Source organism: Rhizobium sp. 862_C5_N1_2, assembly GCF_051811205.1.
Lineage (GTDB): Bacteria > Pseudomonadota > Alphaproteobacteria > Rhizobiales > Rhizobiaceae > Rhizobium > Rhizobium leguminosarum.
In genome coordinates, this window is the sequence record NZ_JBPWPT010000001.1 from 880632 (window position 1) to 906568 (window position 25937).

The following is a 25937-nucleotide window of genomic DNA, read 5'->3' on the forward strand; positions in this document are numbered from 1 at the left end:
TCGTCTCCTGTACCTACTGCTACCCCTGCAGTTGCTGCGCGGTCCACTCATGCAGGTATGATGGCGCTTTGCTCCCGGCTGTCGTCAGCGGGCAAAGTCATTTGTCGTTTGTCGACTTTGGAAGTTCACACGCTCGAAGACGCATCGATCCGCGTCGGCGCCAGTATCTGCGATGGATCAAGAAGGCACAGCTGCGCGCCAGGAAAGCCTGTCAACGCTGCAGTTGCCGCGAGAGCATGAGAATGTAATCGTCGGCGATATCGGCAACCACCATGGCGGCTTCCGCGGCCGTGTATCCCTTGCCGATGGCGTCGCTGACGATTTTCATCACGGCCGGTTCAAGCGCTTCCCGGCAGTCGGACAGACTTTCGTCATGCGGGCATTTTGGACGAAATTCCAAGACGTTGTTCATGGCATACCCTCCATTCGATCTAGCTCGGGGCCTCTGAAGGCAACCCAGCCTCTCCAGGGAAAGGCGGGGCCACGGTTCCGGCGAGCTGCTTCAGGAACCAGAAGTGTTGTCGTTGAAGCTACGATGGCATAGGGGCGGATGTATTCAAGCGCATGCTGATATTAAGGTAAGCCAGTAGGGTTAATTCGTCCACTGATGTTGCATCGTGGCATCGCAAGCAGGTGCAAAGCCAGCCGCGGCCAATGCATGTCGCTCAAAAGTGTGCGCGGTTTTGCGATAACGACATGCATCAAATAAAGCATGTCGCCCAAAAGTGTGTGCGGTTTTGGGAAAATGACATGCATCCAATAAAGCCCTTAGAGTTTAGCGCCTGCGAGGCTATTTTTTGCGCTAGACGCTGATACGGCGGCCGGCTTTATCAGCCTCTTTGCGATTGGCGCCGTGCTTTTCGATGATGTCCCTGGCATCCTCGTTGGAAATGCGGTGTTTCTTGGCGAAGTAGATGACTTCGTAGGGCGCCTCAGTGACAGCCTCTTTGGCGGGTTGGATCTTTTTCGTTTTGTCATTGGACATGATTTTTCCTTCCATGGAAATGTTGAGCTGGACGTGCCAACCCCGTCTCCGGACAAAGGATCGGAGAACCGGCGCTCTCAAGTCGGCATCAATCGAAGAATGGGCTTCGTGCCGTCTTATCGATGCGCGCGGGCCGTCATATGTTTTTCCCAGATCTGCGTCGCCTGCGCTGCCGTGCCGGTCTTGTGGAAGCGCAGCAGGTGCAGTCCTTCCGCCCGTCGTTTTTCGTTAAAGGCGCTGTTTTCGTAGTCGGTGCCTTCGACAATGCTCTCGCTTTGAAGAACGGCCTTCAATTCCTGCACATAGTGTCCGGTGATGTTGAAAAGCGCTTCATTCTCAGGTGCGTCTGTCATCGTTTTCCCTATGGTCGCGTGGCATTCAACGCGGTGCCGGTTCGGCAGGCCACGTTGGTAAGATGCATCAAGCAATCCGCGCCCCTATGGGAAAGGCTGGTATCGGACAGCGTTTAGCTGGGGGTGTCTGTCTGGAGTTCCATATATCATGCAGCAGCGCCGCCTTGCGAATCAAGGATCAAGGCACGGCCAGTCTGAACGCACGCATGTTAAACCACTTGCCTCCCCGATACCATCTCAATCGAAATACCGAAGAATATGGAGGGAGCAGGGCTGTCTTCGCTTTCCGAGTTTAAGGCAAGCGATCCGGGTTCCCACCAGAACGGTTGCTTCTGCAGGAGGGACCAGGCGTGGATGCGTTCGTCATGCCGGGCCGGCGTATCGGTCAGCTCATCATAGGTGCCCTGAACAAGCACGCTCTTCCACGTTCGGTTTTCGCCAAATTCTTCAACCTGAACACAGGCTGGCGAATGGGCCCGCAATAGATCAATCTTCAGGCCCGGCATGGAAAATATGAAAAGCCGGCCTTTTTCATAGGCATACTGAATGGGAACGATATAGGGATATTTTTCGCCCAGGCATGCCAGATGGCCACGGGTGTGGCCTGCCAGAAAGGCGAGGCAGTCTTGTTCACCCATTTCTCGCAGTTGCATCGCGTTATCCAATTCCGTCAGCGTTTCAGCCCTTCGTTTGATAGGCAGCAAAGCGTCCTGGCTCGCCGCAACAGTCTTGCCGCGCCTACCAGAAGACATCGTTGAGAATGATATAGACGATAAAGGCCAGACAGATGGCCGGTGTCGATTTCACCAGAAAGTCGATGTACCGGAACCTGCCGATATGCTGAGCCAGGCGTTTCCACGAATGGATGTTTACCGTGGAAGACATCATGCCCTCCTTTGGTTGGGGCCGGATAACTCTGATCACCCGGGAAGCAGCGCCCGTTCACAAACTGCCACTACACCAAATATGGGCGCCAATCCTCTGCGCTACAAGGCGTGGCGGATTGCCGGTCCGGCAGAGAGATCCCGCTGCTGTGCACGATCGCCAATGGCGGCGCGGAGGGGGCAGGATTGCGGGGCACGTCCATACAGGATTGCGCTTCGACCTCAACCATCGCTTCGATCAGTTTCAGCCGATCGAGTTTCCGCCGTTGATCGTCGTAGAGCCTGCTGAGCAGCGCATAGGCCGATCCGGAGGGTCTACCTTTGCGCAATAGTTTCCTGATCAGCATTTCCTGATCGGCAACGCGATGCGCCGCCTTCACGATATGGCGACGCGCCAGCTTCAGGTCTTTCAGGCGGTATCGTGTGGCAACCATATGCTTTGCTCCCCCTGTCTCATCCGGCAGTAGCAGGATGGTGGCCGTTTCATTTCACCGGCCATACGCCTTCTCGCAATCAGCGAAAATCTGCAGCCGTGAGCGTGAAGTTGTTTCCGCGTCGATGCTGATAGACTCTCGATGCAGCCTCCTGAATGGAAGACCGCGCCGCATCGAAGGCATTGAGATAGGCGGCTTCGGAAGAATTCTGGGTGATCGCGCTGCCGAGCGCTGCTTCTTCGACCAGAAACCTGACCTCGAACATGCCGTCATAGCCGGTGAAGCGGACACCTTTTCTTGCTTCGTCGAAGCTGCGGCTTCTGTTGGGAAAGATAAGTGCCATTGCGGTTGTCCTTGGAAGTGGGTGGGAGCCGCTGTGCGACCCTCGGACCCGGCGATGATTGTCGATGCACGGCTGACCGGAACGGGCAGCTTGATGCCAGATGGTTGGCAACCAGTCTGCCGCCATGCCCGATCGTCGGCAGGTCTCAATGGATCGTCTGCACGATGACCCGGTCATCGAGCAAAGCCTGAGATGTCTTGATCAAGCGCACCGTACCAGTGATGATCTCGTCGGAATAGACCGGGTCCGCACGCGAAATTTCGTCCGTCATATCGCGGAGGACTTTGTTTATCTCAAGCAGAGGCGGCACAAGGTCCAGCAATCCATCGGCGGCCAGCCCGTGAGCCAGGCCTGCGATCACCTCTCTGAGGTGATCTATGAGCGCACGCCGTTCTGAAACCGCCAGTGCCGACGGCTTTGTGAGGGTCGCTTCACCGTTGAACTGCATGATGCGTATCCTCCTCTCTCTAAAATGGGTTCCGCCACGCCATTATCAATGGCTACCGCCGAATGAGGTTGCGGTCGGATGGCAAAGAGCGCAAGCTGAACTATCGGCGGGCACGATACGGGCACCGCTGCTTGGGGCGCGCCAGTTAAGCCCTGGCGCCAGCGAACCCTAGCCCCAACGAAGGAGGACACAATGTCTTCCACATCAGATCAATTATTCGATATCCACAATTTGAGAATGCTGGACCGTATCCTCCGAAAGGCCGGCTTTCGCGGCGGCGAAACCTACGCGACCGATGATGGCGAGATCAGCGCCACAAGTTTCCTCATTCATTGTTTCCAGATGGGGATCGTCGATGAGGCCGCGTTGAAATCGGCTCTGAAAATGTATCTCGCGACACAGTTGAGTTCAGGCCCGCTTCCGCAGGCCATGGAAGACGGCTCCTTTGCCAGATGGCAGGATGACGGCGGCGCCCCGGTGAAAGCCTATCGGATCGCGCGGTATACGGCGTCTGGTCGCGCGGACGCACCGCTGCGGCCGCCAGCTTACCGCTTTCCCAAAACCAGGCTGCCTGAACGATTGTCCGAGATCCCGTGAACGCGCCTGCTGCGACGTCACCGGGAACGCCCGATCGATCGTCGCGATGACATGACGAACAAGGAAGAAGACATGTCTGGGATTCACGCCGATCAAAAGGATCGGGCCAGGAAACGCGAGACCATCGCCCCCGTGCGGAAAAACGCGACGTCAAGCTCGACCGCCGACGATCTGATAACGCAGGCTCGTCAAGCGCGCTCACCGTCGGCGGAGCAGGGGATCGATAGCACTGACAAGCAAGCCTATGGTCTGGCGCGTCCACACAAAGGTCCGTTCGACAACGCAACGGCATTCAGCGCTGCCACCTACGACCATGATCTCCCGACGCGACAGCAATTGGAGGCGGCGCAACGCAGCCAATCCGACGCGATAAAGCGGCAAGAGGCAAACCGCCAAAAGGGCAAATCCCGCCTGCGCGCAAAGACAACGACGCTGAAATCTCCCTGAGCAGGAATAGAGGGGCAGACGGCGCCCTATAGCTTTCTTGCTGACTGAGCGGTGCTTGGCTCCAAGGCCTTTTCGCTCGGGGTCTGTCGAAAAGCCCGCCTCAGGCGGGCTTTTCCTGTTTGCGGCAAAAGCTCGGGAGACTGTCAGGCCGCCCCAAACGGCACGGCGACGAAGGTTTTGTTGCCATCGCGTTCGACGAGCAGCAGCACCGACTTGCGGCCGGCCTTGCCGGCATCGGCGATCGCGGTCTTGACGTCGCGGGTGTTGTGGACCGGTCTGTCGTTCACCGAGACGATGACATCGCCGGATTGAATTCCGGCGGCCGCGGCCGACTTGTCCGGGTTGACACTGGCGACCACCGCACCGTTGACAGAGCGCGGCAGGTTGAGCTGCTGGCGCACGTCGGGTGTCAGGTCGGCAAGGCCGATGCCGAGGCTCGGCTGGCCGCTGCTCTCGCCCTTGCTGGCGGGACTTTCGGCCGCGGCCTGTTTCTGGCCTTCCTCATTGGTGCCGACGGTAACGTTGAGATCGATCGTCTTGCCGTCGCGCCAGACGCTGAGCGCTTCCTTGGCGCCCGGCGAAAGGTCGGCGACCAGGCGCGACAGATCTTTCGGCGTCTTGACGGTCTCGCCGCCGACTGAGGTGACGATATCGCCCGGCTTCAGGCCGGCATGGGCGGCCGGCGTATCGGCCGTGACGGCGGCAACCAGCGCCCCCCCTGTTTTATCAAGGCCGACGGCATCGGCGACATCCTTGGTGACCGGCTGGATCTGCACGCCGAGATAGCCGTGATCGATCGAGCCGTCCTTCTGCAGCTTGGCGACGATCGCCTTGGCCTCGTCGGAGGGAATGGCGAAACCGACGCCGACACTGCCGCCGTTTGGTGAATAGATGGCGGTGTTGATGCCGACGACATTGCCGCTGCGGTCGACGAGCGGGCCGCCGGAATTGCCATGGTTGATCGGCGCGTCGATCTGGATGAAATCGTCATAGGGGCCGCTGTGCAGGTCGCGGCCGCGCGCCGAAACGATGCCAGCCGTCACCGTGGTGCCGATGCCGAAGGGGTTGCCGATCGCCAGGATCTGGTCGCCGAGCTTCAGCCTGTCGGAATCGCCCCAGGCAATGGTCTGCAACGGCTTGCCCGCCTGGATCTTCAACACGGCGACATCGGATTTCGGGTCGGTGCCGATCAGCTTGGCCGGCAGTTCCGTGCCGTCATCCAGCGCCACCTTGATGTCGACGGCATTGTCGATGACATGGTTGTTGGTGACGATCACGCCGTCGGGGCTGATGATGAAGCCGGAGCCGAGCGCCATCGCCTGCTGCGAAGGCCGGTTTTTCGGCGCCTGGTGCGGCAGCGGGATGCCCTGGTCCTCGAAGAACTGGCGGAACTGCTCGTCCATCGGCGACTCCTGCTGGTCGGCACTGACATCGGTCGCCTTCATTGTCGTGGTGATGGTGACGACCGCCGGCTTGTCGGCATCGACGATGGACGCGAAGGAGCCGCTCGGCGCGAGAACGCCGCCGGCATCGGACGGCGCGGCAAAGGCGCTGGACGAATTGATCGTAAAGGGCAGGCATGCCGCGCCGGCGATGATGGCGGCTCCGACAAGCGCTGCGGTGCGATGTTTGCGTAAGATGTGTGACATGGTGGTGATCCCTTGGGCGGTGGTCCCTTGCGAGAGCGTTGGCTTTGGATGGCGTCGCGGTTCCATGTCCTGGGACCTGGCGTCGGATGGCTATTGGCGGCAATTCCTCTTGGGAACGCGCAGTCGTCGAGGGGCGGCGACCGGGGGAAGAGAAGAATTGGCGCTCGGGATTCATATGATCCCACCAAGCGGATTTACAAATTAAAGTTTGATCATGTTTATATTGCCGATTTGTAAGTTATGACGGGAATTTAATCTTCGCTGCCCGTGCGTTCCGGCCGGCTGCCCCGCTGCAGAACTTCCGGCCCGGTTTTGTCTCGCTTCGCGTCCTTCGCGATGTTTTCATTCGAAAATAAATGGACTTATTCCCGATGGCGGTGATCCGATCGCCGCAGGCGCCCGTAATTTGCCGACAGACGATCCCGTTGCTGTTTCTGGAAGTTCTATTCCCGGATTCTGTTGCGAATATAAAATGTTAGTAGACTCTAAATTATTTCTTCTTCAGAAAGTAAAGGTCGCGATTCGAGGGCAAGCGAGTCTCGCGGGCGAGATATAACGGGGGCGGTGAGGACGGCAGTGGAGCGGGGGCGGAAGGCCAGGCGCGGTGCGCATGTGAAGTTGAGCGATGTGGCGAAGAAGGTGGGTGTCAGCCCAATCACCATTTCGCGCGCGCTTCGCAATCCCGAAATCGTCTCGGAGGATCTGCGCCAGACTATCCTGCGCACGGTAGACGAGATGGGGTATATCCCCAATCTTGCCGCCCGGGCACTCGCCGGCCGCCACAACGGCATCATCGGCGTAATCACGCCCGCTTTGCACCATCACGGCTTCGCCGGCCTGATGATCGGCATCGAGGATTGCTTGCGCACCACCGAATTCCGCGTGCAATATTCCAACACGCTCCACCATGCCGACGGCGAGGCCGGCGAGCTCAGATCCTTCCTGACGCAGAAGCCGGCCGGCGTCATTATCGCGGGCGCCGAATCCTATCATGATCTTCTGTCGCTGATCGAAAACGCCGCCTGTCCGATCGCCCATATCACCGATCTCAGCCAGGAGCCGGAAAGGCTGGTCGTCGGCCTCGATCATTATGCGGCCGGCGCCGAACCCACCCGCTTCCTGCTATCGAGGGGTTATGAGAGGATCGGCTTCATCGGCCGCGGCACGGATATTCGCTCGCGTCGCCGGAAGGAAGGCTATGAGGCCGCGATGGGCGAAGCCGGCCGTTTCGATGCTGATCTCGCCATTGGCGGAAATGAGGGAAGCAGCACCGGCCTCGGCAGGGAATTGTTTGCCCGCCTGTTGCAGCGCGTGCCGGATATCGATGCCGTCTTTGCTCAAAGCGACGATCTGGCGCTCGGTGTCCTCATCGAATGCGCCGCGCGCGGCATCCGCGTGCCGGAGGATGTCGGCATCTGCGGCTTCAACGATCTGGAGTTTTCAGCCTTCACCCAACCGACCCTGACGACGGTTCAGATTCCACGCTACGATATCGGCTACCGCGTCGCCGACATGCTGCGGCGCGCCATCCGCGACGAGCCGCCCGGCGAAAACAAGGTCGATTGCGGCTTCTCCATCATCCCGCGCGGCTCGACGCGATAAACCTGTTCTAAATTAAATAGTTAGGGGAAAACCGCTTACACCATTCGGCATCATGCTCGAGCAATGCGGGCAGCCAAAATATCGATATCAGCCCAGTGTTCCTGCAAATCGTTCCGGCCATCGCTCACGTTGAAAAACCTCCGTCAGGAAGTCGATGAACACTCTTGTCTTGGAGGGCAACAGGGTGCGGTTTGCATAATAGATCGAAATCGGGCCCGCGTCGGCATACCATGCCGGGATCAATCGGATCAGCTCGCCGCTCTCCAGATAGGCAAGAGCATCCGCCTTGGCGATCATCGCGACACCAAGGCCGAGAAGGGCGGCGGATCGCATGGCCGCGGGATCGTTGACGACGATCGTCTCTTTCAAGGCCGCAGGCTGCTCATCTCCAGCAAGATTGCGCATCTGCCGCTGGTGAATTCGACCCGTCCGCATCGAACGCTTGACGATACCGTCGAGTTCGTGCAAGCCGGACGGATCATGAGGCGGAACCCGATCGCCCAGATATCCCGGTGATGCCACGGGGATAATATGAGCAGGGGCCAATGGCCTGGCGATGACACCAGGCGTCAACTCGAAACCCCCGCCGATCGCAGCATCATAGCCCTCGGCGATCAGATCGACCTGTCTGTTTTCGAACATCCATTCCGGGCGGATCATCGGATATCGCTGCATGAACTCCGGCAATAGCGGAAGGATGTAGCCTATGCCGAGTGTCGGGCTCATGCTGAGTTTCAGCACGCCGGATGGTTCGGACTGTTCGCTCGATGCCTCCGAGATCGCTCCCTGCAGGCTTTCCAGGTGATCTCGGATTGAGTGCAGAAAGCGCTCGCCTGCTTCCGTGAGCGTCAGACTTCGGGTGCTTCGTTGAAACAGCCTTAGTTTCAGGTTGCCTTCAAGTGCTGCGACATTGCGGCTGACCGCCGCCGGCGTCAGGCCGAGCCGTCGTGCCGCCGAGGAGAAGCTTCCAAGCTCGGCGCTGCGCACGAAGGATTCCAGGTTTGCAAGTGTCTCCATACCATCACTTTCAATCAATGCTTGAAATTGATAACAGGCAATTCTGTCTAATCACAAGGGAATAACAAGGCGATATTCACTCCATCGAAACCAAACAATGGAGTTATCGCAATGACCATCGGCATCATTGGCGCCGGCAATATCGGCTCCGCCTTCGCCCGAGCCCTTGCCCGCAACGGCATCGCCGCCACGATCTCGAACAGTCGCGGCCCCGACACATTGCAGGATCTGACCGAGGAACTGTCGCCGCACATTACGGCGGGGACAATCGAAGAGGCGGCGAAAGCCGGCCTCGTCCTTGTCGCCGTCCCTTGGTCGAAGCTACCCAAGGCATTGGCGGGTCTTCCTAACTGGGCGGGTCGCATCGTAATCGACGCCAACAATCCGATCGAAGGGCCGCTGTTCAAACCAGCCGAGCTGAATGGTCGTTTGTCGACTGAGGTCTTCGCCGGCCTGGTGCCCGGTGCTCGCGTTGTGAAGGCATTCAACCATCTCCAGGCGCATGTGGTTTCAGCCGATCCCCGCGCCGAGGGCGGCAGCCGCGTGCTCTTCTATTCCGGCGACGATGCCCAATCGAAGGCCGAAGTGGGGACGCTGATCTCCAAATTGGGCTTTGCCGGCATCGATCTCGGGCCGATTTCGATCGGCGGCAAGCTCGCGCAATTCCCCGGCGGGCCGTTGCCTGTCCTCAACCTCGTCAAATTCGGATGAACAGCGATCGGCCGGATCAATCCGGCCGATTTGCTCGAACGACAGCGCCGCGCATCTTTTCAGCCGTGCAAAGGACGCTGTAACACCTTGAATTGCTGCGTAGTTTTATCCTTAAATCGGTTCCGATTTAAGGAATTATGCAGTAGGCACAGCCGAGATTATTCCCTATATAGAATGAATGAGGATCACTGTGCTGAAAAATGGATAGTGCAGGACTGTCTCTGGACAGAATGCGCACCTTTGTCCGCGTCGCCGAACGCGGCAACCTGTCGATGGTCGCAAGAGAGCTGGGTGTCGGTCAATCCACCGTGACGCGGCACCTCAATGAACTTGAGGAGGCTGTCGGCGTACCGCTTCTCAGCCGAACCACGCGACGCGTCACCCTTACCGACGAAGGCAGCCGCTACTATACGAACTGCCTTCAGATATTACGCCTGGTCGAACAGGCTGCGGAAGAAGCGAGAGATGCCCGCCGGGCTCCTGCTGGGGCTGTTCGGCTTTCCTGTACGGCAGCACTCGGCGTGATGCACATCACCCGCCTCATCTTTGACTTTCAGGACAAGCATCCGGACATTCGGGTCGACCTCAACCTGACGGACGAGCGGATCGACCTGGTTCGCGAAGGCGTTGACGTCGCACTCCGTCTTGGGCCTCTCGCGGACAGCGCGATGAAACTTCATGCGCTGGGAGAAAGCCATCGGCTGCTGGTGGGCGCTCCGACCTATTTGTCCTCCCACGGACGGCCGGAATGCCCAGCCGATCTGTCACGCTACGAAACCGTCGTGATGTCCAATGTGGCGGGGAGCGATCAGCTCGTTCTTTCCTCTCCCGACGGCACAAGCGTGATGATCCCGGTCAGTGGCAAGCTACGCGTCGATCACGGGCTTGCGGCGCGCGAAGCCTTTGCCGCCGGACGCGGAATTGGTCCTACACATCTCTGGTTGGTCCACGATCTTCTGGACGACGGCCAGCTCGAGGTCGTGCTTGGCGACTATCGTCCTTTACCGGTTCCGGTGAGCTTGCTGATCGTTCCAGAGCGTGCCGCCATTGCCCGCGTTCGGCTTCTCGTCGACTTTCTTGTCGGCGAGGTTTCCAAATTGCCGGGAATTCGGCCATCGTAAGCCCTTGTTTTCAAGCGTGTCGTTATCGCAAAACCGCTGCACACATTTGCGCGACATGCTTCAAAATCCGAAAGACCGCTTATCGCCACGCCACCCCGTCGTCCTGAGATACTGCTCCCAGTTGAGAGTGTCGGGGTTCAGGCGACGGCTCCATTCGAGGTCGTGCTCCTTGCCGAAATAGCCATGGTCGACAGCATATTCGACCATCCCCAGAAGCTCTCGAACGAGAAGTTCGTTGGCGGCAAACTCCGGAAAATAGTGCAGCAAGCCATCCCTGGTGAAAGCGTTTCGATACGCGGCCTTGAGCCCGGTCACACGCTGAAAGGTTTCGACCATCTCGCGCGGAGAAATGATATCGCCAACGATCGGCAGCGTTTTCCCGTTGTAACGCTCGGGATTTGAGAAAATTTCAAGCACGACCGGCCCGGTGGCCGTCAGCGGATCGACAAACGGCGCTCGGAAATCTTCAGGAAGATAAATCGGCAAGAGGAGCGTATCGCCCTCCATGCGCGGCACATAATATTCGAGAAGATTCGTGTAGAAGAATGCCAGCATGACGAAGGAATGAGAGACCGGCAGGCCGCGAATATGGTCTGCAACGCGCGCTTTGTCGGTAAAATGCGGCGCATATTTCGTCCCGTTGGTGATCTTGTCGACATTCTCAAGCGTGCTGAAAACAATATGCCCGACGCCGGCCTCAACGGCGGCATCCGCCAGTTGTCGGCCGAGAGGGGCCTCGATTGTCTCGGGCGGGGCGATCGGCGGCGTCATCAGAAATGCGCCATCCGCGCCTTTGAAGGCGGTGACGAGGTCCTTTTGACGGCCAAGTTCGAGAGGGACGGCTACGATTTCAGCGCCGCGTTCCTCCAGGCGCAAAGCTTCAGGCGAATCCTTTTTCCGGGTTAAAGCTCGCACCCGGAAACGTTGGCTCTCAAGAAGTGTCGCGGCGACGCTGCGCCCCTGTTTGCTCGTTGCACCGACAATCGCGATCAGTGGCTTTTCATGTGCAGACATAGAGCTTTAAACCTTTCCCTGTCATTGACGCCGCTACGGTGGCAGGCGTCGTTTTGCGGGAGAGCGGTCGGCCTGTGCCGAGAGCCCACTCGATGGCGGGCACCCTATCGCAACAGGTTCTATGGCTGTAGATATCTGAAATGCATAACGTAATGCCATTTTCTGGATAAATGGCGTCCCGGCCAGGCCCGGATACAAATTGGTTCGCCATCCATCGCGACCGCGCAGGTGTCGTTCTTGAAACCACTTCTCAAATGCCGGCGTTGGCTCAGACATCTCTTCGCCGATGGCGGCTCTGATGGACTAATGCTGAGAGCTGCATGGCAAAGACGCAAGTTCACCCTGCAGATCGTCAAATAAACCGATAGGGCCAAAGGTTTCGAAGTGCTGCCCAGTCGCCGCAAGATATTACTTTTATTGAATTCTTTTCAACGCAGACTCTTGGCCTGTCTGGCAGATGTATTAATCATTGTTAAGTACTATTGAATATGGTTAATATTATGTTAACCTTAAAGAGATCGGACAGTGTTCAGCGCTTTCAAAGCGGAAATTCGAAACATGAAGCTTTCGAAGATAATATCGCCAGAGATGCCTCAATATAGGTCGAGAATCGGTTCTCGCCTCCATCAAACAATACTGTGCATGGTGTTTGCAGCAATTGTTCCATTGACGTCAGCAGCGGAAGATTTACCTGCGTCCACAGGTTCGGCCCCGGTTGTGACCTCTGGCGAGACTTCGGCCCGGCAGCCTCAATCGCTGCGTGATGGTCTTCGCTCAGGCGATAAATTGAATCTCGCATTTTACGAAAGCTTGGCCTCTGTAGAAGATCGCTGGACGGGCTCACGGGGCACGGTTCCCTGGAACTTTTACCAGCGCCCCGAGCTCACTGGCGAATACGTCGTTGAAGCGGACGGAACCATTTCGCTTCCGCTTTTGGGACGCTTCCCGGTTCGAGGGCTTCCTCCGGCCGATGTGGAGGCGATAATTCTTCCTTCGTACGAAAGTCTGGTCGGCAGAAAGGGTTTCGTCAACATCGTCAGGATTGAGCACCAGCCGATTTACATTACCGGCCCGGTTCGTAATCCAGGCTCGTTTCAATATGTTGATGGCATGACTGTTCTGCATGCCGTTGCGCAAGCGGGTGGCATGACGGCGAAGACTATCGAGCCATGGCAGAGTGTGGAGATTACACGCCAGATCGAGCGGTTGAAGGCTGGGCTGGCCGATCTGAAGCGGCTTGCGTCGCGAACCGAGGTGCTGAGGGCGAAGCGCGATTCCGTGCAAATTGCCAGCATTGGCACACCTGTTCTTGGTCCCGATCCCGATGCTCAACAGTTGTTGGATGATGAGACATGGCAGCGCCAATTGGTAACGACGAGCAAGGATGCGCAGAGCAGTGCTTACGCAAAATCTGTTACCGATGCTCAGGCCGATCTCGATCTGCGTCAGGCCCGCGTCGGCAATTATGATGCCACAATTCGGGTCCGTCAGGATCGGCTGGCAAGTATCGAGAATTTGGCCAAAAACAAGCTTGTCACCAGCATCGAGTTGACCCGGGCGCAAAGCGAACTGACTGAGTCTGAAGATCGAAAGCAGCAGGCCGTCATCGATGTCGAGAGCGCAAAGCAACGGTTGGCGGCAGCGAAACAGGACGTCGAGCGCGATCATATCGAACGCAAGATCGAGATCGAAAAGTCAGCAGCGGATGCCGAAAGAGGCCTATCCACGGCGTTGAAGACGACCGAGAGCGATCTTGAAATTTTCCGGTCCATGGTATCGTCGGAGGATACCGCCGATGTTGAATTCGAAATCGTTCGGCCTGGACCGAACGGTGTCATCGTCGAACCTGCGACCGAAGAAACGGTCTTACAGCCTGGCGATCTGATCAAAGTCCATTGAGACTTAGCCGCATACTCCTCCCGACTGGGAGAGTTTAGTCCTCCTCTCGGCCCAAGAGCTCAGGGGCATCGTTGATTTGCGATTTGTCACGCGGTCCAAAACGCCATGGAGAGCTTATGTCTACAATCGAAGCTTTAGAATCCTCGCATTCCTCAATGCCGGTCCAGGGTCCGATGTTCAATTTGCCAAGGACCTCGCTCGTCATTCCAACCTTGAACGAAGCGGAAAACATTAAGCTGCTTTTGCCCCGCATACCGACCTGGGTGCATGAAATCATCATCGTCGATGGGCGATCGACAGACGGAACGCCAGACATAGCGCGAAGCATGCGCGACGATGTCAAAATCGTACTCCAGCCCAAGAAGGGCAAAGGCATCGCATTGCGGACCGGCTTCGAAGCCGCATCGGGTGATATGATCGTGATGCTTGATGCTGACGGGTCGATGGATCCCTACGAAATCATCTTGTTCGTCGCGGCTCTTGTTGCAGGTGCGGATTTCGTCAAGGGTTCTCGTTTTATGCAGGGTGGCGGCACCAGCGACATGACGGTCATCCGCCGTTTCGGCAATCTCGGCCTGACCCTCCTGGTCCGGATGCTCTACGGCAGCTCTTTCAGCGATTTGTGCTACGGCTACATGGGCTTTTGGAAACGGCATGTTCCCTTGCTGCGTGCCGACTGCGACGGCTTCGAAATTGAGACGCTGATCAATTTGCGGGCCCTGAAGAACAAGCTCAAAATCATGGAAGTCGCGAGCTTTGAATCGGAGCGTATCTACGGCGTCAGCAATCTGCGTGCCCTTCCGGACGGCTGGCGCGTGCTGAAGACGATCTTCCGAGAACGCGTCAGTACGCCGACGGGCGTCCAAGTCCTCGAGCAGGGCATGTCCTGAGGTCTGGATTTAATGGGCGAGGCCGCATGATGCGCATATTGATGCTCAGCGCGAGATACCTGCCTTTTGCCGGAGGAACGGAAACCCATGTAAGTGAGGTCGCAACCCGGCTCGTGCGCAAGGGGCATACGGTGACGGTCTTGACGGGCAATCCCGACGGCCTTCTTCCGGCAGCGGAAAGCCGAGACGGCGTGCAGATTGTCAGGCTGAAGACCTTTCCCCGTGGGCGGGATTGGTGCTTCGCCCCCGGCGTCTTCAGGGCGGTCGCCGAAGGTGATTGGGACCTGATGCATGTTCAGGGCTACCACACCTTCCTGGCACCGCTGGCAATGGCCGCCGCATCGCGGAACGGGCTTCCTTTCGTGGTCACCTTTCACAGCGGTGGCCATTCGTCACGATTTCGGTCCTCGATCCGGCGCTTCCAACATAGAATGCTTGCGCCTCTGGCCGCCAGAGCAGCGCAACTCATTGGCGTGTCGCGGTTCGAAGCAGATCTGTTCAGCCACAACATGGCAATCGCGAGAGACCGGTTCATCGTTATCCCCAATGGCGCGCGCCTGCCGGAAAAGTCCGGGCGGCGACCGGCTTCACCACACGACAGGCCGCTGATTGTCTCGCTCGGCAGGCTGGAGCGCTACAAAGGTCATCATCGGGCGCTTGCTGCATTTAATGTGCTCGCAACGAAATTCCCCGATATGCGCCTTCGGATCCTGGGAGAGGGCCCCTATGAGGCGAAGCTGCGTCAGCAGGTGGCCGAACTCGGGCTCGGCAAGCGTGTCGAGATCGGGGCAATTCCGCCGACCGACCGGTCCGCAATGGCCGATCTTTTGTCTTCGGCCGCTCTTGTCGTGCTCCTCAGCGATTATGAAGCTCATCCCGTGGCGGTTATGGAGGCGCTTTCGGTCAAGGCTCCCGTACTGACCACCGACACATCCGGCTTTCGGGAGCTGGCTGAGGAGGGCCTCGTGCGATCCATTCCGCTCAACGCTTCGCCAGACTTCACCGCGCGTGAAATGCTCGCCGCCATGGAGGCGGGGCCGATCTCGGTTGAGACGAGCTTGCCGGACTGGGACGATTGCACGGACCGGCTGCTGATGGTGTACAGACGCGTACTTTCGCATCCGCAGCCTGAACTGCGAACCGGTCCGGCACTGCTTGGAGATTTGAAGCACGATGACCGTTGTTGAGGGGCGGACGTCTCCAGACCAGCAGAAGGCCTACCAGGACGGAGCTTATCGTCATGGCTATACGGTAGGGGTTTCCATTCCACGCATCGATCTGTGGATCGCCGCATTTCTGGGCCTGCGCAGGCAGGACAGCGCGGTCGGGGGTGTTGCCGATCCTTCGTCGCTGGGGATGTCGCCGGCCTTTGCCTTCCTGTGCAGTTGCGCCCTTATTGTGGTCGCTCTTGCTGCAAATGCCAGTCGGCTGGGAGAGGGCTGGGCGGTTCCCACGTTCTATACCGCCATCGCCGCGATCTTTCTCCCCGCTGCGGCGCGAATCATCCATCCGGGGGCCAGCCGCCTGGAGCGGTTGGCGCTCATCGTGATCGTGACCTCAGCCCTCTTCGTGGTACGCCTGATCCGCGCGCCCGTCGCCTTCATAGACCATGACGAATTCCTGCACTGGGCGACGGTTAACGACATTCTGGAGGCGGGGCGACTGTTCCTGCCCAATCCCCTTTTGCCGGTCAGCCCCCTCTATCCCGGGCTAGAGCTCGTAACGTCCGCCTTGGTCAAACTGTCCGGACTGTCCGTCTTCGCGGCAGGCCTCATCGTGTTGGCGGCAGCACGGATGATGCTGATGCTCACGCTATTCCTGCTCTTTGAGAAGATCACGAATTCTGCACGGATCGCCTCCATCGCCTGCCTGATCTACATGGGTTCGTCCACGTTTTTGCTGTTCGACGTCCACTACTCGTATGAAAGCCTGGCGATCCCCATGCTTGCGGCGGTGCTGTTGGCTTCCGAAAGCCGACGCCTGGAGCGAGGCGACACGGCAGGCTGGCCGACGGTCGTCGCCACCATGGTCCTGATCGTGGCGCTCGCAGCTACTCATCATCTCACCTCCTATTTTTGCACGGCCCTTTTGTGCGGCACGGCGGTGATGGAATGCCTGAGGCAGGGCGCTTCTGCTATGCAGAGGCGGCAGGCGATCCTGCTGGCCTCGATCGCCGTGATTGCTCCGGTCGCCTGGTCGAAGATCGTCGGGAACCCCACTGGCAGCTACATCCTTCCCGTACTGGCAGGCGGCATACACGAGGTAGCGCAACTCGTATCGAGTTCGACCTCGACGCGTAAGCTTTTCGTGTCGGACACGGGAGCCCTGGCGCCTGCTTGGCAACGTTACCTGACGATGGCGGGCGTCGCGCTGATCTGCCTGGGACTTCTCACCGGCTTTCTCCGCTCGCTCGTTTTCAATGGGCAGCACCCGAATGCGAGCATCCTCTGGCCGCCGACCAGATGGCGCCTATGGCGGTCAAGCCTTCTCGAGATCCTCGTTTTGGTGACGCTGGCCTATCCCGTCAGTATCATCTTCCGGCTGACGCGCAGTGGGTGGGAGATCGGCAACCGCATCGGCTCGCTATCTTTCCTCGGCGTCGCAATCGTCGTCGCGGTGGCCGTCGCGGCATTCTGGCACGGCACCTCGCGTGGCTGGCTGCGCGCAACGTCGCTTGCCGCCGCCGCAACGACGGTGCTGATCGCTGGCGTCATCAGCTCCGAGGGGCCACGTATCCTGGTTCCGGCCGGCTATGAAGTTTCGGCCGACTCCTCGTCGATAGAACCGATGGGGATCAGCGCCGCAAAGTGGACCAGGGAATGGCTGGGCGGCGAGCAGCATTTCGCAACCGACCGGATCAATCGCCTGCTCCTGTCCACCTACGGCCGGCAAAAGGTCTCGACCACGCTTGAGAGCGGGCAGGATACAGGCATGGCCATCACCGCTGCCGATCTCGGCCCGATGGAACGCAAGCTGCTGATCGACTCGGGCGTCGGTTTCGTCATGGTCGATCTGCGCATGACCACCGGCCTGCCCGGCGTCGGCGTCTATTTCGACGGCGGCGCGCAGGACCGAAACCACACGGTCCCCCTCCAGGCGTCGTCGCTGCTCAAGTTCAATTCCGAGCCCGATGTCGACCGCACCTTCGACAACGGCTTCATGGTCATTTTCGATGTCGAGCGGCTCGGGAAAACACGGCAGCCCGCCGCCCCTCCTAGGCGGACCGGAGAGCCGGTGCAATCCCTGGGACGACCAGACGGAGATTTACAATGATCGATAGCCGTATCGACGCTTTCATGTGCGTCCATTCGCGGGACATCGAATATTTGCTCGAAGCGTCCCTTCGCTCCTACCAGCAGCATTTCCCCGACAAGGGAAACCTAACCATGGTCACGGACAACCCGGTCGCTTTGAGAGCCTTCCTCGACGGGAAGGGTCTCGTGCCTGGCGCCGCCGTCACCGGCGACAACGACTGGCTTTCAGCCAGCGAACTGGAACTTCCCGGCTGGTTTCGGCAGCAGATCATCAAGCTGCGCGCCTTCGAATTCTGCCGCACCGAGCATTTCTGCAATCTCGGTGCGGATACACTGCTGCTGCGGCCCATCGCGACGACCGATCTGATCGACCGGCGCGAACCGGTTCTCTATTATTCCAGCCACAGGCTTCCCGATCTTCACTACCGTTTCGAGAAGAAGCGGTTGCGCAATGTCGCAAGGATCCTCGGCGTCGAGCCGGCCCGGTCTTTTCGCTATGTCGATTTCATCAACGATTTCTTCTGCTTCAAGCGTGAATGGCTCATCGCGCTGAATGACTACATCGCGTCGAAATACGGCTCAACACCCTACGTCGAGCTGCTCAAGGGTCTGAGTGCGTCAAAAGACCAGACGCGGTTCGGAGAATGGACACTCTATTCCGTCTTTCTGCTCGATGTGATGCACCTGTCGCCGACGATGCGCGATGCGCGCGGGGCCTATCTGACGCAGATCCATAGCCGCCTCGGCCTCACGCTGAGCCGGCTGGACAGCAAGGTCGTTCATCTCGTCCAGAAATCCTTCGACCCGAATGTGATCCGCCAGAAGCTCATGAAGGTGAACCCGGGCGCCGCTCAGATCATCGGCGCAACGGCATGGGCGAATGCAGGAGCCCGCCCCCGATGATGGCCCGCCGTGTCTTTCTGGGAATCATTCCGCTGGGGGTTCTTGCCGCTGCGTTGGCCGTAACGTGGCTGCCCGAAACCTTTTCGACCTGGGAGAAGCTGGTCCGTCTGGCGCTCTGCGCGCCGCTGTTACTGTATTTCCCGGGCCGCATGCTGGTGGACACCCTGCGCTTCGAGGGCGATGGGGTCACCAGGGGGACGTTCGCGGTGTTCCTGAGCTTCGCGACCTGCATTTTTCTGGGGCTTCTGCTGCATGTCGTCGGCCATCTCGATGCGCGAGGCTGGGTCTACGCGCTGGGCCTGACGACTATCGCCCTTCGGTGGCTGAATGTCGTTTTGCTGCTCGCAAGGCCGGTTCCAGCCATCCCCTGGGCTTGGCCCGGCCGCCGTTTTGCGATCTTCGCAGTTTCCATGATCTTGGCGGCGAGTTCCGTCCTCGTGGCGCGCCCGGTCGCGCTTGAACGCAAGCCGTTTCATTTCACCGAGCTTTGGATGGTGCCCAAATGGAACTGGACCAACAATGTGGTAACGGTCGGCGTGCGCAATTCGGAAGACGCCAAAACGCTTTACAGTTTTGACCTTGTTCTGGGCGGCACGTTGATTGGAAAGATGCCAACCTTCGAACTGGCGCCTTCCTCCAGCCAAACCTTCGAATTCTCCGTACCCACAAAAACGCGCCCACCCGCACGGCTGGAAGCCTGGCTCTACAAGGGCGGCGACAGGGGAACGATCTACCGCAAGGTCTGGATGACCATCGACACGCTCCAGTCCCCGGCACCGACCGGAATAACCCTTCAGTCCGCTCCGGAGACGAAAAATGGATGATTTCCAGCACCCCGTGCCCGGCAAGCTCACGACGGCAATCGTCATCTGCTGTTATTCCGACAAGCGCTGGGACATTCTCAACAAGGCAATCGCGGCGGCAGCCCGCCAGGTCCCGACCGCGGACGAGATCGTTGTCGTCGTCGATCACAATCCGGCACTGGCGCTGCGTCTGCGCGCCAAGTGCTTCGAAACCCCGGTCAGGATCGTCGAGAATATTCATCCGCCCGGCCTCTCCGGTGCCCGCAACACCGGGATTTCAGTCAGCCGCGGTGAGGTCATCCTGTTTCTCGACGACGACGCCGTGTCGGATCAAGATTTGCTGGCGACCTTGGTTTGGCAACTCGAGGACCCCTCGGTGCTGGGCGCCGTGTCGGCTATCCGCCCGTTGTGGGAAACAGACCGTCCGTCCTGGTTTCCCGACGAATTCCTGTGGACTCTTGGCTGCACCTATCGCGGTCTTCATCCAGGGCCGGTGCGCAACCTCATCGGCGCGTCGATGTGCATCCGCCGCTCCGTCTTCGATCATACCGGCGGCTTCGATTCCGGCCTGGGCCGAACGGCCAAGGCTTTGCCGCTCGGATGCGAGGAAACCGAACTCTGCATCCGTGCAACCAAGGCCCTGCCGCATGGCCGTTTCGTCTTCGAGCCATCGAGCGGCAGCGATCACGCCATACCCGCCGATCGCGCGACGTGGAAATATTTCCTCCACCGCTGCTGGGCCGAAGGGCTTTCAAAGGCCTGCCTATCGTTGATGGCGGGCTCCGGCGAGGCGCTGGCGTCGGAAAAGACCTATATGACGAGGACGTTGCCGCAAGGGGTTATGCGGGGATTCGCTGATGTGCTGCTTGGCCAGCCGAGCGGCCTTCTTCGCGCCGTCGCGCTGGGCGCCGGCCTGGCGGTCACCGCGGCGGCCTTCGCTCTCGGCAGGATCCGCGCTGCCCTTACGCGACCGTTCACCTCCGTTCCTGCTCGCGCTCTCGAACCGGTGGAATAGGCATGATGACCCTCAACGCCGCTATTGCCAAGGTCCGCAGCCTCCTGATGAATCAGGCGGTCCTGCTCCTCAATGCAGGCATGTTGGGGCTTGGAACGTTGATGACGGCCATTCTCGGCTTCGTCTACTGGTGGTTCGCGGCGCGTTCCTTCTCGGCCGAGGCTGTTGGGCTCGCCGCCGCCGCCATATCGTTGATGAACCTCCTCGCGAATCTCGGGGAAGTCGGTCTCGGACCCTTCCTGATGGGCGAGATAGGCCGCCAGAAAAGAGCAGGCCCTTTTTTGACGGGCGCGCTCCTTGCCTCGTTCAGCGCCTCCATCGTGGTGGGGCTGATCTATCTTGCTATCGCAGCCTGGACATCGACGCAGCTTGGCTCGATCGTCGGCTCCTCCGCGACCGATCTCTTCTTCGTTGTTGCTTGCGCTCTGACGGCCGTGACCCTCGTGCTCGACCAGGCCCTGGTCGGCCTTCTGCGCAGCGGCCTTCAACTGGCCCGAAATGTCGTCTTCGCCGCCAGCAAGCTTCTTCTACTGATCGCTCTCGGCCTGACACTTGGCCGCGCAAGCAGCGAATTGGCGATCTTCACCACCTGGTTTACCGGGCAGCTTGTCTCACTGGTCGTCGTGGCCGGGCTACTTGTTTATGCCGGTGGGCGCGTTTTCCACCGGCCGGACATCCACGCCTTCCGCCCGGCGCTCGGACAGGTTTTAGGTCATCATGCCCTCAGCATGGCTGTTCAGGCGCCGGCGCTGCTGCTGCCCTTCGTCGTCACGGTGATGCTGTCCGCTGAGATCAACGCCGCCTTCTATGCCGCCTGGACGGTGCTGAACGTTGCGCTTCTAGTCCCTGCGTCACTCGCCTCGGTGTTGTTTGCCATCGCTGTGCGGGAGCCGGAGCTGTTTCCCGCGCGCCTGCGCCTGTCGCTCGGCTTGTCGATGCTGGTTTGCGCGGCGACCGCCTTGGCGTTCCTGTTCCTGTCGCGCTTCATGCTCTGGATATTCAATCCGGCCTATGCTGTGATTGCAGGAAATAGTCTCCAGTTTCTTGGCTTTGCCGCTTTCGGAATGGCGTCCAAGTATCATTATCTCGCGGTTCAACGTGTCCGGCGGCGCCTGGGTTTTGCCACGCTCGTTCTGATCGGCGGTGCGGTGCTGGAGATCGTGGCCGCTGCCGCCGGTGCGCAATTCGGGATCGCAGGCACAGCCAACTTCTGGGTCATTGCTGTTTCGCTGGAAGGCCTCCTTCTGTGCCCGGCATTGTATTGGGCTGCGCGGCGCATTGCGACGCCATCCACCACCGCGCCATCAGCGGCTGCCGGTGTCTCGACATATGGCAATTCCCTCGACCAGACCGACCAAATCGGAATTGCGTCACGGGCTTGAAAGGGAGTTCTTCGCATGAGGCCTATTCAACGCTTCCGGAATTTCGCTGTCGGCGCTGCGGCGCTGGCGCTTTTTTGGTCTGCTCAGGTCGGATCTACGGCCGCGCAGTCATCTAGGCAGCAATCTTTCGTCACGACGAAAGGGGAGGGCTTCCTGCTGGACGGCAAGCCATTCCGCGTGGCCGGCGTAAACAACCATTATCTGACATTTGGCTCGCCAGGCGAAGTCACCCGCGTGTTGGACGATGCCACGGCAATGGGTGCCAATGTGGTGCGCACCTTCCTCCAACCGGTTATAGGGTCGCTGGACGGCCGGGTGCCGACGATCTGGAACTCAAAAAGCACGTCCGATTCCAGCAATCTGGGTACCAAGGGCATCTATATGATGAGTTGGGATCCGACAACCAAACGGATGGTCCCCAACGATGGACCTGACGGCCTGCAAAAGGTCGATTACCTCATCGCGGAAGCGGCGAAGCGCAAGCTTAAGCTGATCCTCGCATTCGTCGATTTCTGGGCCTATACGGGCGGTGCCCAACAAATGAACGCCTGGTACGGGAGTTCGGACAAATACACCTTTTTTGCCGCTGATCCGCGAACCCGACGCGATTACAAGGAATGGATTCGGCATGTTTTGTCGCGCGTCAACACGATTACTGGTGTCCGCTATTCCGATGACCCCACCATCTTTGCCTGGGACCTGGCCAACGAACCTGACATTCATCCCAAACCGCTCCTTCACGACTGGGTGTCGGAAATGTCAGCCTATGTCAAAACCCTGGCACCGAAACAGCTCGTGACGACGGGCCATGGGAACATGGATCAGAAGCTGTCGGATATGAACATTCCGAGCGTCGATTTCGGCACATGGCATGGCTACCCATCCTATGTCAAAATCAGCCATTCCGATTTCGATGCTCGCATTCGCGAATACTGCGAGATCGGACGAAATATCGGAAAACCGGTGATCCTGGAGGAATTTGGAGTTCCGCGATCCGATCCCGATCAGGCAAATGCCTATCAAACTTGGCTGAACACGATCGCCATGTCGGATTGCGGAGGCTGGGTGGTTTGGCGGCTTGTCAGCACACAGGACTCAGGCCTCTATCCCCAGGACGACTACGACAAATTCGACATTCATAACGATGGAGGCCCTGCTTGGCAGGCTCTGCGCGCCGCCGCCCTCAAGTTTCAATAATCAGGGCTCGCTCGAAGGCGGAAACCGATTTCAAGAAGACAATATGCGTGACACGAAGATCGGAAGCGCTCCTGCGGACCGGAACGGTTGCGCGTTCTTTCCCCTGGAGCAGGATGATTTAGGCCGGTCGGCCTGAAATCTGAATCCGGTTTTTATGGAGCATGATGTCTTCCGAATACTGCGGGCACTTTTCGGCATCATGCTCCGGGGGCTTTCCACCCTCCACAATCGTCGCATAGACGAGTGATAGCGATCTCGACACGCCAGAGTATTGACCTAAATGCTTTCATATTTTGTTGCGATCTAAACTGGCTTTCCAGCTTCGCCAAATATTCGCGGTCTATCCAGGATATCGGGGACAAGCCGGAGATTTTCGAAGGTCAGCATTCGTTAATATGAATAATGCGGACGGCTCGCACGCAGAAGCGGTATCGTATAATGAAACCTCATCGGGCTACCCCGATTCGAAATAGGGATTGCGGCAGTGAACTCTTCACGCTTTCTTCAATCAATCGTCGAAGCCGAATCCCATGATACACGCTTGAATTTCGCCCGCGCCGCGATTTTCCAGCTTTATAGTGCTTGCCTGCCAACCGGTTCTGCGCCGGCTCAGTTTTCAGTCAAACTCTCTTTATCTGAAGAAGACGCGGTCACGCTTGTCGTGCGGCCGTTCGTCAATAAGGTCGAAGCCCTTGGCGGGCTTGTGAAATCCCTGTTTTCGACAAACGCGGAGACCGTACTGAGAGCCCTGCCGTGCAGGGTGGAGGATAAGGTCGGATCCGGCATTGGATTGATACTTTTCGTCGACGATGAGCCGATGATTACCATCGGATCTCTTGCAGATGATAGCGGACTGTTTCTTCGCCAAATCGAGCCTGCATCCAGGAATACGTCCGGGGTTGCCACAATCGGTACCGTGGTAGGCCAACGACTTGCCAGTGTGGTTCCTATTCCGACAGGATCTCTCCATCTGCGCAAACCGAAATAACGGACGCTGACCGATCAAGGTATCAGCAGGATACTGCCGGCCGAGCGTCCGGATTCCATCTCTTCGTGCGCCTTGGCAACATCGGCCAAACGATATTCGGCACCGATCTGCGAAACGATCCCCGCTTCCATCGCCCCGACTGCAGCGAGAGCAGCCTCGCGATATTGTCCGACGTCAGCGCACCAGGCCATGATGCTCGGATGGCAGAGTGCCTTTCCCGGTCGAAGTTCCTCGACAGGCACCGGTGGAATAGCACCGGCGGCCTGACCGATGGTGACAGCCATGCCGAATGGGCGGACAGAACGAATGCTTTTGAGAAGCGTGTCGCCGCCTATCCCGTCATAGGCGACGTCGACACCAAGTCCGTTCGTGAGCCGCTTCACGTCCGCGACGATATCGGCGCCTCGTCCAACAATAAGGTGATCGGCGCCATAAGATGCGGCGAATGCGGCCTTTTCGGAAGAGCCGACCGTCCCGATCACAGTGGCATCGAGCGATCTGGCCCAACGAACGAGGATGCTCCCAAGCCCACCCGCAGCCGCATGGATCAGAACCTGAGTGCCTGCACGCACATTATAGGTCTTTTTCAACAGCATGTAGGCGGTCATGCCTTTGAGCAGCGAACTCGCTGCCGTCTTTGCTGAAACGGCATCCGGAAGCTTGATCGCCCGTTCAGCGGCAATATTCCTCGTGGAGCGATAGGCTCCAACCGGAGGCCCGGCATAGGCAACGCGGTCACCCTTTTGGAACAGGGAGACACCAGGACCGACATCGTCGACGACGCCCGCCGCCTCCGCACCGATCACCGCGGGGTAGGAGGGCATGGGGTAGATGCCCTTTCGATGATAGACGTCGAGAAAGTTGGTTCCGATCGCCTGATGACGGATTGTTATCTCGCCATCACCGGGAGGCTCACAATGATGATGCTCAACATGGAATTGGGTGATGTCACCAGGGGCGTTCAGCCATACGATTTGGTCGGTCATCTCGTGCTCCTTCATGGGCACAAAATAAGTGATGGCATGATGTGTGAAAATTCCCTATTGCTTCACAATGATTGGGAGGGAATTCACAAAGATCGACTGGGACGACCTTCGGCATTTCCTGGCGCTCGCGCAGTCCGGAACATTGCTTGGTGCCGCAAAGCAGCTCGGCGTCGAACACGCCACGATCAGTCGGCGGATTTCGTCGCTTGAAGCCAGCCTGGGACGCAAGCTGGTCGACCGCCGCGGACGGCGCATCATGTTAACCGCGGACGGAGAGCAGGTTGCCAGGCACGCAGCTCTTGTCGCGGCGCAAACTGCGGCAATCGAGCAGCTTGGTCGCAGCAGCGCCATGGAATTGCGTGGCCATGTGAGGATCAGCGCGCCTCCTGCTCTCTCAAGCGTGCTCCTGGCAAAGCCGATCGCGGCCGTCAGGCGAGACCATCCGGGTGTGCAGGTCACGCTTGTCGGAGAAAAGCGCCTCGCGTCCCTCAACAGACGAGAGGCGGATATCGCCGTGCGAATGTCGCGTCCCGAGGACGGCGATTACGCCATTGTCAAGCTCGGTGAGACAAGCTTCCATCTCTACGCATCAAAGACCTATCTCGAGACGGTTCCACCGCCGGACTGGACCTTCATCGGTTACGACGAAACCATGAACGCCTCGCCGCAACAATTGCGGCTGATCGAACTGGCCGCCGGCCGGCCGATCGCTGTGAGGTCATCCGTTCTGGAGTTTCAGGCCGCAACCGCAAGCCTGGGCGCCGGTGTCGTCATGCTGCCCGATTTCGCCGTCCTGGAGTTCGCTGGTCTCCAGCGCATTGAGACCGAACGGCCTTTGACAAGAGAGGTCTGGCTGGTTGTCCATTCTGATATCAAAGACGTCCCTTCCGTCCGCGTCGTCGTCGAGGCGCTGAAGAATGCTCTGGGGAAGTAGTCCGTTCAGTTGGCTAGGGCCGCAAAGCGGCAGAGGCAGTCATTGAACTGATCGCCACAAAGAGGCATTCTGCAAGCCTTC

Annotated in this window: 28 protein-coding genes and 1 pseudogene; 17 read left to right on the top strand and 12 right to left on the bottom strand. The window is 58.8% G+C overall.

Annotated elements, in window-relative coordinates; genetic code table 11:
• Positions 1 to 211: 211 nt before the first annotated feature.
• The 8 genes from ACD590_RS04435 to ACD590_RS04470 all read right to left on the bottom strand — a co-directional run bounded on the left by ACD590_RS04435 (position 212) and on the right by ACD590_RS04470 (position 3447).
• Positions 212 to 412, bottom strand: a complete 201-nt coding sequence (locus tag ACD590_RS04435; RefSeq protein WP_018241119.1) for a hypothetical protein — start codon at positions 410 to 412, stop codon at positions 212 to 214.
• A 390-nt stretch (positions 413 to 802) separates the two neighbouring features.
• Entirely contained in the window at positions 803 to 985 is a 183-nt protein-coding gene (locus tag ACD590_RS04440) for a DUF3606 domain-containing protein (RefSeq protein ID WP_018517836.1), read from the bottom strand.
• 116 nt (positions 986 to 1101) lie between these two features.
• Positions 1102 to 1338, bottom strand: coding sequence for a hypothetical protein (locus ACD590_RS04445; RefSeq protein ID WP_018241121.1), 237 nt, complete (start codon positions 1336 to 1338; stop codon positions 1102 to 1104).
• A 209-nt stretch (positions 1339 to 1547) separates the two neighbouring features.
• Positions 1548 to 1991: a pyridoxamine 5'-phosphate oxidase family protein gene (locus ACD590_RS04450; RefSeq protein ID WP_439002231.1), complete on the bottom strand. Its 444-nt coding sequence runs from the start codon at positions 1989 to 1991 to the stop codon at positions 1548 to 1550.
• An 85-nt stretch (positions 1992 to 2076) separates the two neighbouring features.
• Entirely contained in the window at positions 2077 to 2223 is a 147-nt protein-coding gene (locus tag ACD590_RS04455) for a hypothetical protein (protein ID WP_017959492.1), read from the bottom strand.
• Between the two features lie 70 nt (positions 2224 to 2293).
• On the bottom strand, positions 2294 to 2656 hold the full coding sequence (locus ACD590_RS04460; RefSeq protein WP_018241123.1) for a hypothetical protein: 363 nt from the start codon (positions 2654 to 2656) through the stop codon (positions 2294 to 2296).
• 79 nt (positions 2657 to 2735) lie between these two features.
• Positions 2736 to 2999, bottom strand: a complete 264-nt coding sequence (locus ACD590_RS04465; RefSeq protein WP_018241124.1) for a DUF1488 domain-containing protein — start codon at positions 2997 to 2999, stop codon at positions 2736 to 2738.
• A gap of 145 nt (positions 3000 to 3144) precedes the next feature.
• Complete coding sequence (locus ACD590_RS04470) at positions 3145 to 3447, bottom strand: hypothetical protein (protein ID WP_018449489.1); 303 nt, start codon at positions 3445 to 3447, stop codon at positions 3145 to 3147.
• 192 nt (positions 3448 to 3639) lie between these two features.
• Here ACD590_RS04470 and ACD590_RS04475 point away from each other — a divergent pair, with 192 nt between their 5' ends.
• Positions 3640 to 4044, top strand: coding sequence for a hypothetical protein (locus ACD590_RS04475; protein ID WP_018241126.1), 405 nt, complete (start codon positions 3640 to 3642; stop codon positions 4042 to 4044).
• Between the two features lie 72 nt (positions 4045 to 4116).
• Positions 4117 to 4491: a hypothetical protein gene (locus ACD590_RS04480; protein WP_439003512.1), complete on the top strand. Its 375-nt coding sequence runs from the start codon at positions 4117 to 4119 to the stop codon at positions 4489 to 4491.
• A gap of 143 nt (positions 4492 to 4634) precedes the next feature.
• Here the strand turns inward: ACD590_RS04480 and ACD590_RS04485 are convergent, their stop codons facing one another.
• Complete coding sequence (locus ACD590_RS04485; RefSeq protein WP_439002232.1) at positions 4635 to 6140, bottom strand: DegQ family serine endoprotease; 1506 nt, start codon at positions 6138 to 6140, stop codon at positions 4635 to 4637.
• Positions 6141 to 6752: 612 nt separating this feature from the next.
• On the opposite strand from ACD590_RS04485, the gene ACD590_RS04490 reads away from it, so the two are divergent.
• Positions 6753 to 7742, top strand: coding sequence for a LacI family DNA-binding transcriptional regulator (locus tag ACD590_RS04490; RefSeq protein WP_063829411.1), 990 nt, complete (start codon positions 6753 to 6755; stop codon positions 7740 to 7742).
• 87 nt (positions 7743 to 7829) lie between these two features.
• On the opposite strand, the gene ACD590_RS04495 is transcribed toward ACD590_RS04490, so the two are convergent.
• Positions 7830 to 8759, bottom strand: coding sequence for a LysR family transcriptional regulator (locus ACD590_RS04495; protein ID WP_439002233.1), 930 nt, complete (start codon positions 8757 to 8759; stop codon positions 7830 to 7832).
• A gap of 111 nt (positions 8760 to 8870) precedes the next feature.
• Between ACD590_RS04495 and ACD590_RS04500 the strand changes: the two genes are divergently transcribed.
• Together ACD590_RS04500 and ACD590_RS04505 are read left to right on the top strand one after the other, a co-directional pair.
• Positions 8871 to 9470 (top strand): NADPH-dependent F420 reductase, encoded by a 600-nt coding sequence (locus tag ACD590_RS04500; RefSeq protein WP_439002234.1) that lies wholly within the window; start codon positions 8871 to 8873, stop codon positions 9468 to 9470.
• Positions 9471 to 9670: 200 nt separating this feature from the next.
• The gene (locus ACD590_RS04505) at positions 9671 to 10591 is read left to right on the top strand and encodes a LysR family transcriptional regulator (RefSeq protein ID WP_130759460.1); all 921 of its coding nucleotides are present in this window, start codon (positions 9671 to 9673) and stop codon (positions 10589 to 10591) included.
• A gap of 60 nt (positions 10592 to 10651) precedes the next feature.
• Here ACD590_RS04505 and ACD590_RS04510 read toward each other — a convergent pair whose 3' ends face one another.
• Positions 10652 to 11605, bottom strand: a complete 954-nt coding sequence (locus ACD590_RS04510) for an NmrA/HSCARG family protein (RefSeq protein ID WP_439002235.1) — start codon at positions 11603 to 11605, stop codon at positions 10652 to 10654.
• 228 nt (positions 11606 to 11833) lie between these two features.
• On the opposite strand from ACD590_RS04510, the pseudogene ACD590_RS04515 reads away from it, so the two are divergent.
• The 11 genes and pseudogenes from ACD590_RS04515 to ACD590_RS04565 all read left to right on the top strand — a co-directional run.
• Positions 11834 to 11962 (top strand): annotated as a pseudogene (locus ACD590_RS04515) (IS5/IS1182 family transposase); the annotation flags it as partial.
• 285 nt (positions 11963 to 12247) lie between these two features.
• A complete protein-coding gene (locus ACD590_RS04520) occupies positions 12248 to 13504 on the top strand; it encodes a polysaccharide biosynthesis/export family protein (protein WP_331841348.1) in 1257 nt (418 codons plus the stop codon).
• A 173-nt stretch (positions 13505 to 13677) separates the two neighbouring features.
• Entirely contained in the window at positions 13678 to 14394 is a 717-nt protein-coding gene (locus tag ACD590_RS04525) for a glycosyltransferase family 2 protein (protein ID WP_245268248.1), read from the top strand.
• A gap of 26 nt (positions 14395 to 14420) precedes the next feature.
• Positions 14421 to 15581 carry a glycosyltransferase family 4 protein gene (locus ACD590_RS04530; RefSeq protein ID WP_439002236.1) on the top strand — a complete coding sequence of 387 codons (1161 nt, stop codon included), beginning with the start codon at positions 14421 to 14423 and terminating at the stop codon, positions 15579 to 15581.
• A complete protein-coding gene (locus ACD590_RS04535) occupies positions 15568 to 17667 on the top strand; it encodes a hypothetical protein (RefSeq protein ID WP_131605211.1) in 2100 nt (699 codons plus the stop codon). Before ACD590_RS04530 ends, ACD590_RS04535 begins: the two co-directional genes overlap by 14 nt.
• On the top strand, positions 17664 to 18551 hold the full coding sequence (locus ACD590_RS04540; RefSeq protein WP_130715965.1) for a DUF6492 family protein: 888 nt from the start codon (positions 17664 to 17666) through the stop codon (positions 18549 to 18551). Before ACD590_RS04535 ends, ACD590_RS04540 begins: the two co-directional genes overlap by 4 nt.
• Positions 18548 to 19375, top strand: coding sequence for a hypothetical protein (locus tag ACD590_RS04545; RefSeq protein WP_439002237.1), 828 nt, complete (start codon positions 18548 to 18550; stop codon positions 19373 to 19375). Before ACD590_RS04540 ends, ACD590_RS04545 begins: the two co-directional genes overlap by 4 nt.
• Complete coding sequence (locus tag ACD590_RS04550; protein ID WP_439002238.1) at positions 19368 to 20369, top strand: glycosyltransferase family 2 protein; 1002 nt, start codon at positions 19368 to 19370, stop codon at positions 20367 to 20369. Before ACD590_RS04545 ends, ACD590_RS04550 begins: the two co-directional genes overlap by 8 nt.
• A gap of 2 nt (positions 20370 to 20371) precedes the next feature.
• Positions 20372 to 21751 (top strand): hypothetical protein, encoded by a 1380-nt coding sequence (locus ACD590_RS04555; protein WP_439002239.1) that lies wholly within the window; start codon positions 20372 to 20374, stop codon positions 21749 to 21751.
• A gap of 15 nt (positions 21752 to 21766) precedes the next feature.
• Positions 21767 to 22948, top strand: coding sequence for a glycoside hydrolase 5 family protein (locus ACD590_RS04560; RefSeq protein WP_439020848.1), 1182 nt, complete (start codon positions 21767 to 21769; stop codon positions 22946 to 22948).
• Between the two features lie 484 nt (positions 22949 to 23432).
• A complete protein-coding gene (locus tag ACD590_RS04565) occupies positions 23433 to 23936 on the top strand; it encodes a hypothetical protein (RefSeq protein WP_020572948.1) in 504 nt (167 codons plus the stop codon).
• 14 nt (positions 23937 to 23950) lie between these two features.
• On the opposite strand, the gene ACD590_RS04570 is transcribed toward ACD590_RS04565, so the two are convergent.
• Positions 23951 to 24922 carry a quinone oxidoreductase family protein gene (locus tag ACD590_RS04570; RefSeq protein WP_439002240.1) on the bottom strand — a complete coding sequence of 324 codons (972 nt, stop codon included), beginning with the start codon at positions 24920 to 24922 and terminating at the stop codon, positions 23951 to 23953.
• 43 nt (positions 24923 to 24965) lie between these two features.
• On the opposite strand from ACD590_RS04570, the gene ACD590_RS04575 reads away from it, so the two are divergent.
• A complete protein-coding gene (locus tag ACD590_RS04575; protein WP_439020849.1) occupies positions 24966 to 25856 on the top strand; it encodes a LysR family transcriptional regulator in 891 nt (296 codons plus the stop codon).
• Positions 25857 to 25937: the final 81 nt, after the last annotated feature.

Coding starts and splice junctions, on each gene's coding strand:
- ACD590_RS04435 (WP_018241119.1), bottom strand. CDS start 412: ATGAACAACGTCTTGGAATTTCGTCCAAAATGCCCGCATGACGAAAGT.
- ACD590_RS04440 (WP_018517836.1), bottom strand. CDS start 985: ATGTCCAATGACAAAACGAAAAAGATCCAACCCGCCAAAGAGGCTGTC.
- ACD590_RS04445 (WP_018241121.1), bottom strand. CDS start 1,338: ATGACAGACGCACCTGAGAATGAAGCGCTTTTCAACATCACCGGACAC.
- ACD590_RS04450 (WP_439002231.1), bottom strand. CDS start 1,991: ATGCAACTGCGAGAAATGGGTGAACAAGACTGCCTCGCCTTTCTGGCA.
- ACD590_RS04455 (WP_017959492.1), bottom strand. CDS start 2,223: ATGTCTTCCACGGTAAACATCCATTCGTGGAAACGCCTGGCTCAGCAT.
- ACD590_RS04460 (WP_018241123.1), bottom strand. CDS start 2,656: ATGGTTGCCACACGATACCGCCTGAAAGACCTGAAGCTGGCGCGTCGC.
- ACD590_RS04465 (WP_018241124.1), bottom strand. CDS start 2,999: ATGGCACTTATCTTTCCCAACAGAAGCCGCAGCTTCGACGAAGCAAGA.
- ACD590_RS04470 (WP_018449489.1), bottom strand. CDS start 3,447: ATGCAGTTCAACGGTGAAGCGACCCTCACAAAGCCGTCGGCACTGGCG.
- ACD590_RS04475 (WP_018241126.1), top strand. CDS start 3,640: ATGTCTTCCACATCAGATCAATTATTCGATATCCACAATTTGAGAATG.
- ACD590_RS04480 (WP_439003512.1), top strand. CDS start 4,117: ATGTCTGGGATTCACGCCGATCAAAAGGATCGGGCCAGGAAACGCGAG.
- ACD590_RS04485 (WP_439002232.1), bottom strand. CDS start 6,140: ATGTCACACATCTTACGCAAACATCGCACCGCAGCGCTTGTCGGAGCC.
- ACD590_RS04495 (WP_439002233.1), bottom strand. CDS start 8,759: ATGGAGACACTTGCAAACCTGGAATCCTTCGTGCGCAGCGCCGAGCTT.
- ACD590_RS04500 (WP_439002234.1), top strand. CDS start 8,871: ATGACCATCGGCATCATTGGCGCCGGCAATATCGGCTCCGCCTTCGCC.
- ACD590_RS04505 (WP_130759460.1), top strand. CDS start 9,671: ATGGATAGTGCAGGACTGTCTCTGGACAGAATGCGCACCTTTGTCCGC.
- ACD590_RS04510 (WP_439002235.1), bottom strand. CDS start 11,605: ATGTCTGCACATGAAAAGCCACTGATCGCGATTGTCGGTGCAACGAGC.
- ACD590_RS04520 (WP_331841348.1), top strand. CDS start 12,248: ATGGTGTTTGCAGCAATTGTTCCATTGACGTCAGCAGCGGAAGATTTA.
- ACD590_RS04525 (WP_245268248.1), top strand. CDS start 13,678: ATGTTCAATTTGCCAAGGACCTCGCTCGTCATTCCAACCTTGAACGAA.
- ACD590_RS04530 (WP_439002236.1), top strand. CDS start 14,421: ATGATGCGCATATTGATGCTCAGCGCGAGATACCTGCCTTTTGCCGGA.
- ACD590_RS04535 (WP_131605211.1), top strand. CDS start 15,568: ATGACCGTTGTTGAGGGGCGGACGTCTCCAGACCAGCAGAAGGCCTAC.
- ACD590_RS04540 (WP_130715965.1), top strand. CDS start 17,664: ATGATCGATAGCCGTATCGACGCTTTCATGTGCGTCCATTCGCGGGAC.
- ACD590_RS04545 (WP_439002237.1), top strand. CDS start 18,548: ATGATGGCCCGCCGTGTCTTTCTGGGAATCATTCCGCTGGGGGTTCTT.
- ACD590_RS04550 (WP_439002238.1), top strand. CDS start 19,368: ATGGATGATTTCCAGCACCCCGTGCCCGGCAAGCTCACGACGGCAATC.
- ACD590_RS04555 (WP_439002239.1), top strand. CDS start 20,372: ATGATGACCCTCAACGCCGCTATTGCCAAGGTCCGCAGCCTCCTGATG.
- ACD590_RS04560 (WP_439020848.1), top strand. CDS start 21,767: ATGAGGCCTATTCAACGCTTCCGGAATTTCGCTGTCGGCGCTGCGGCG.
- ACD590_RS04570 (WP_439002240.1), bottom strand. CDS start 24,922: ATGACCGACCAAATCGTATGGCTGAACGCCCCTGGTGACATCACCCAA.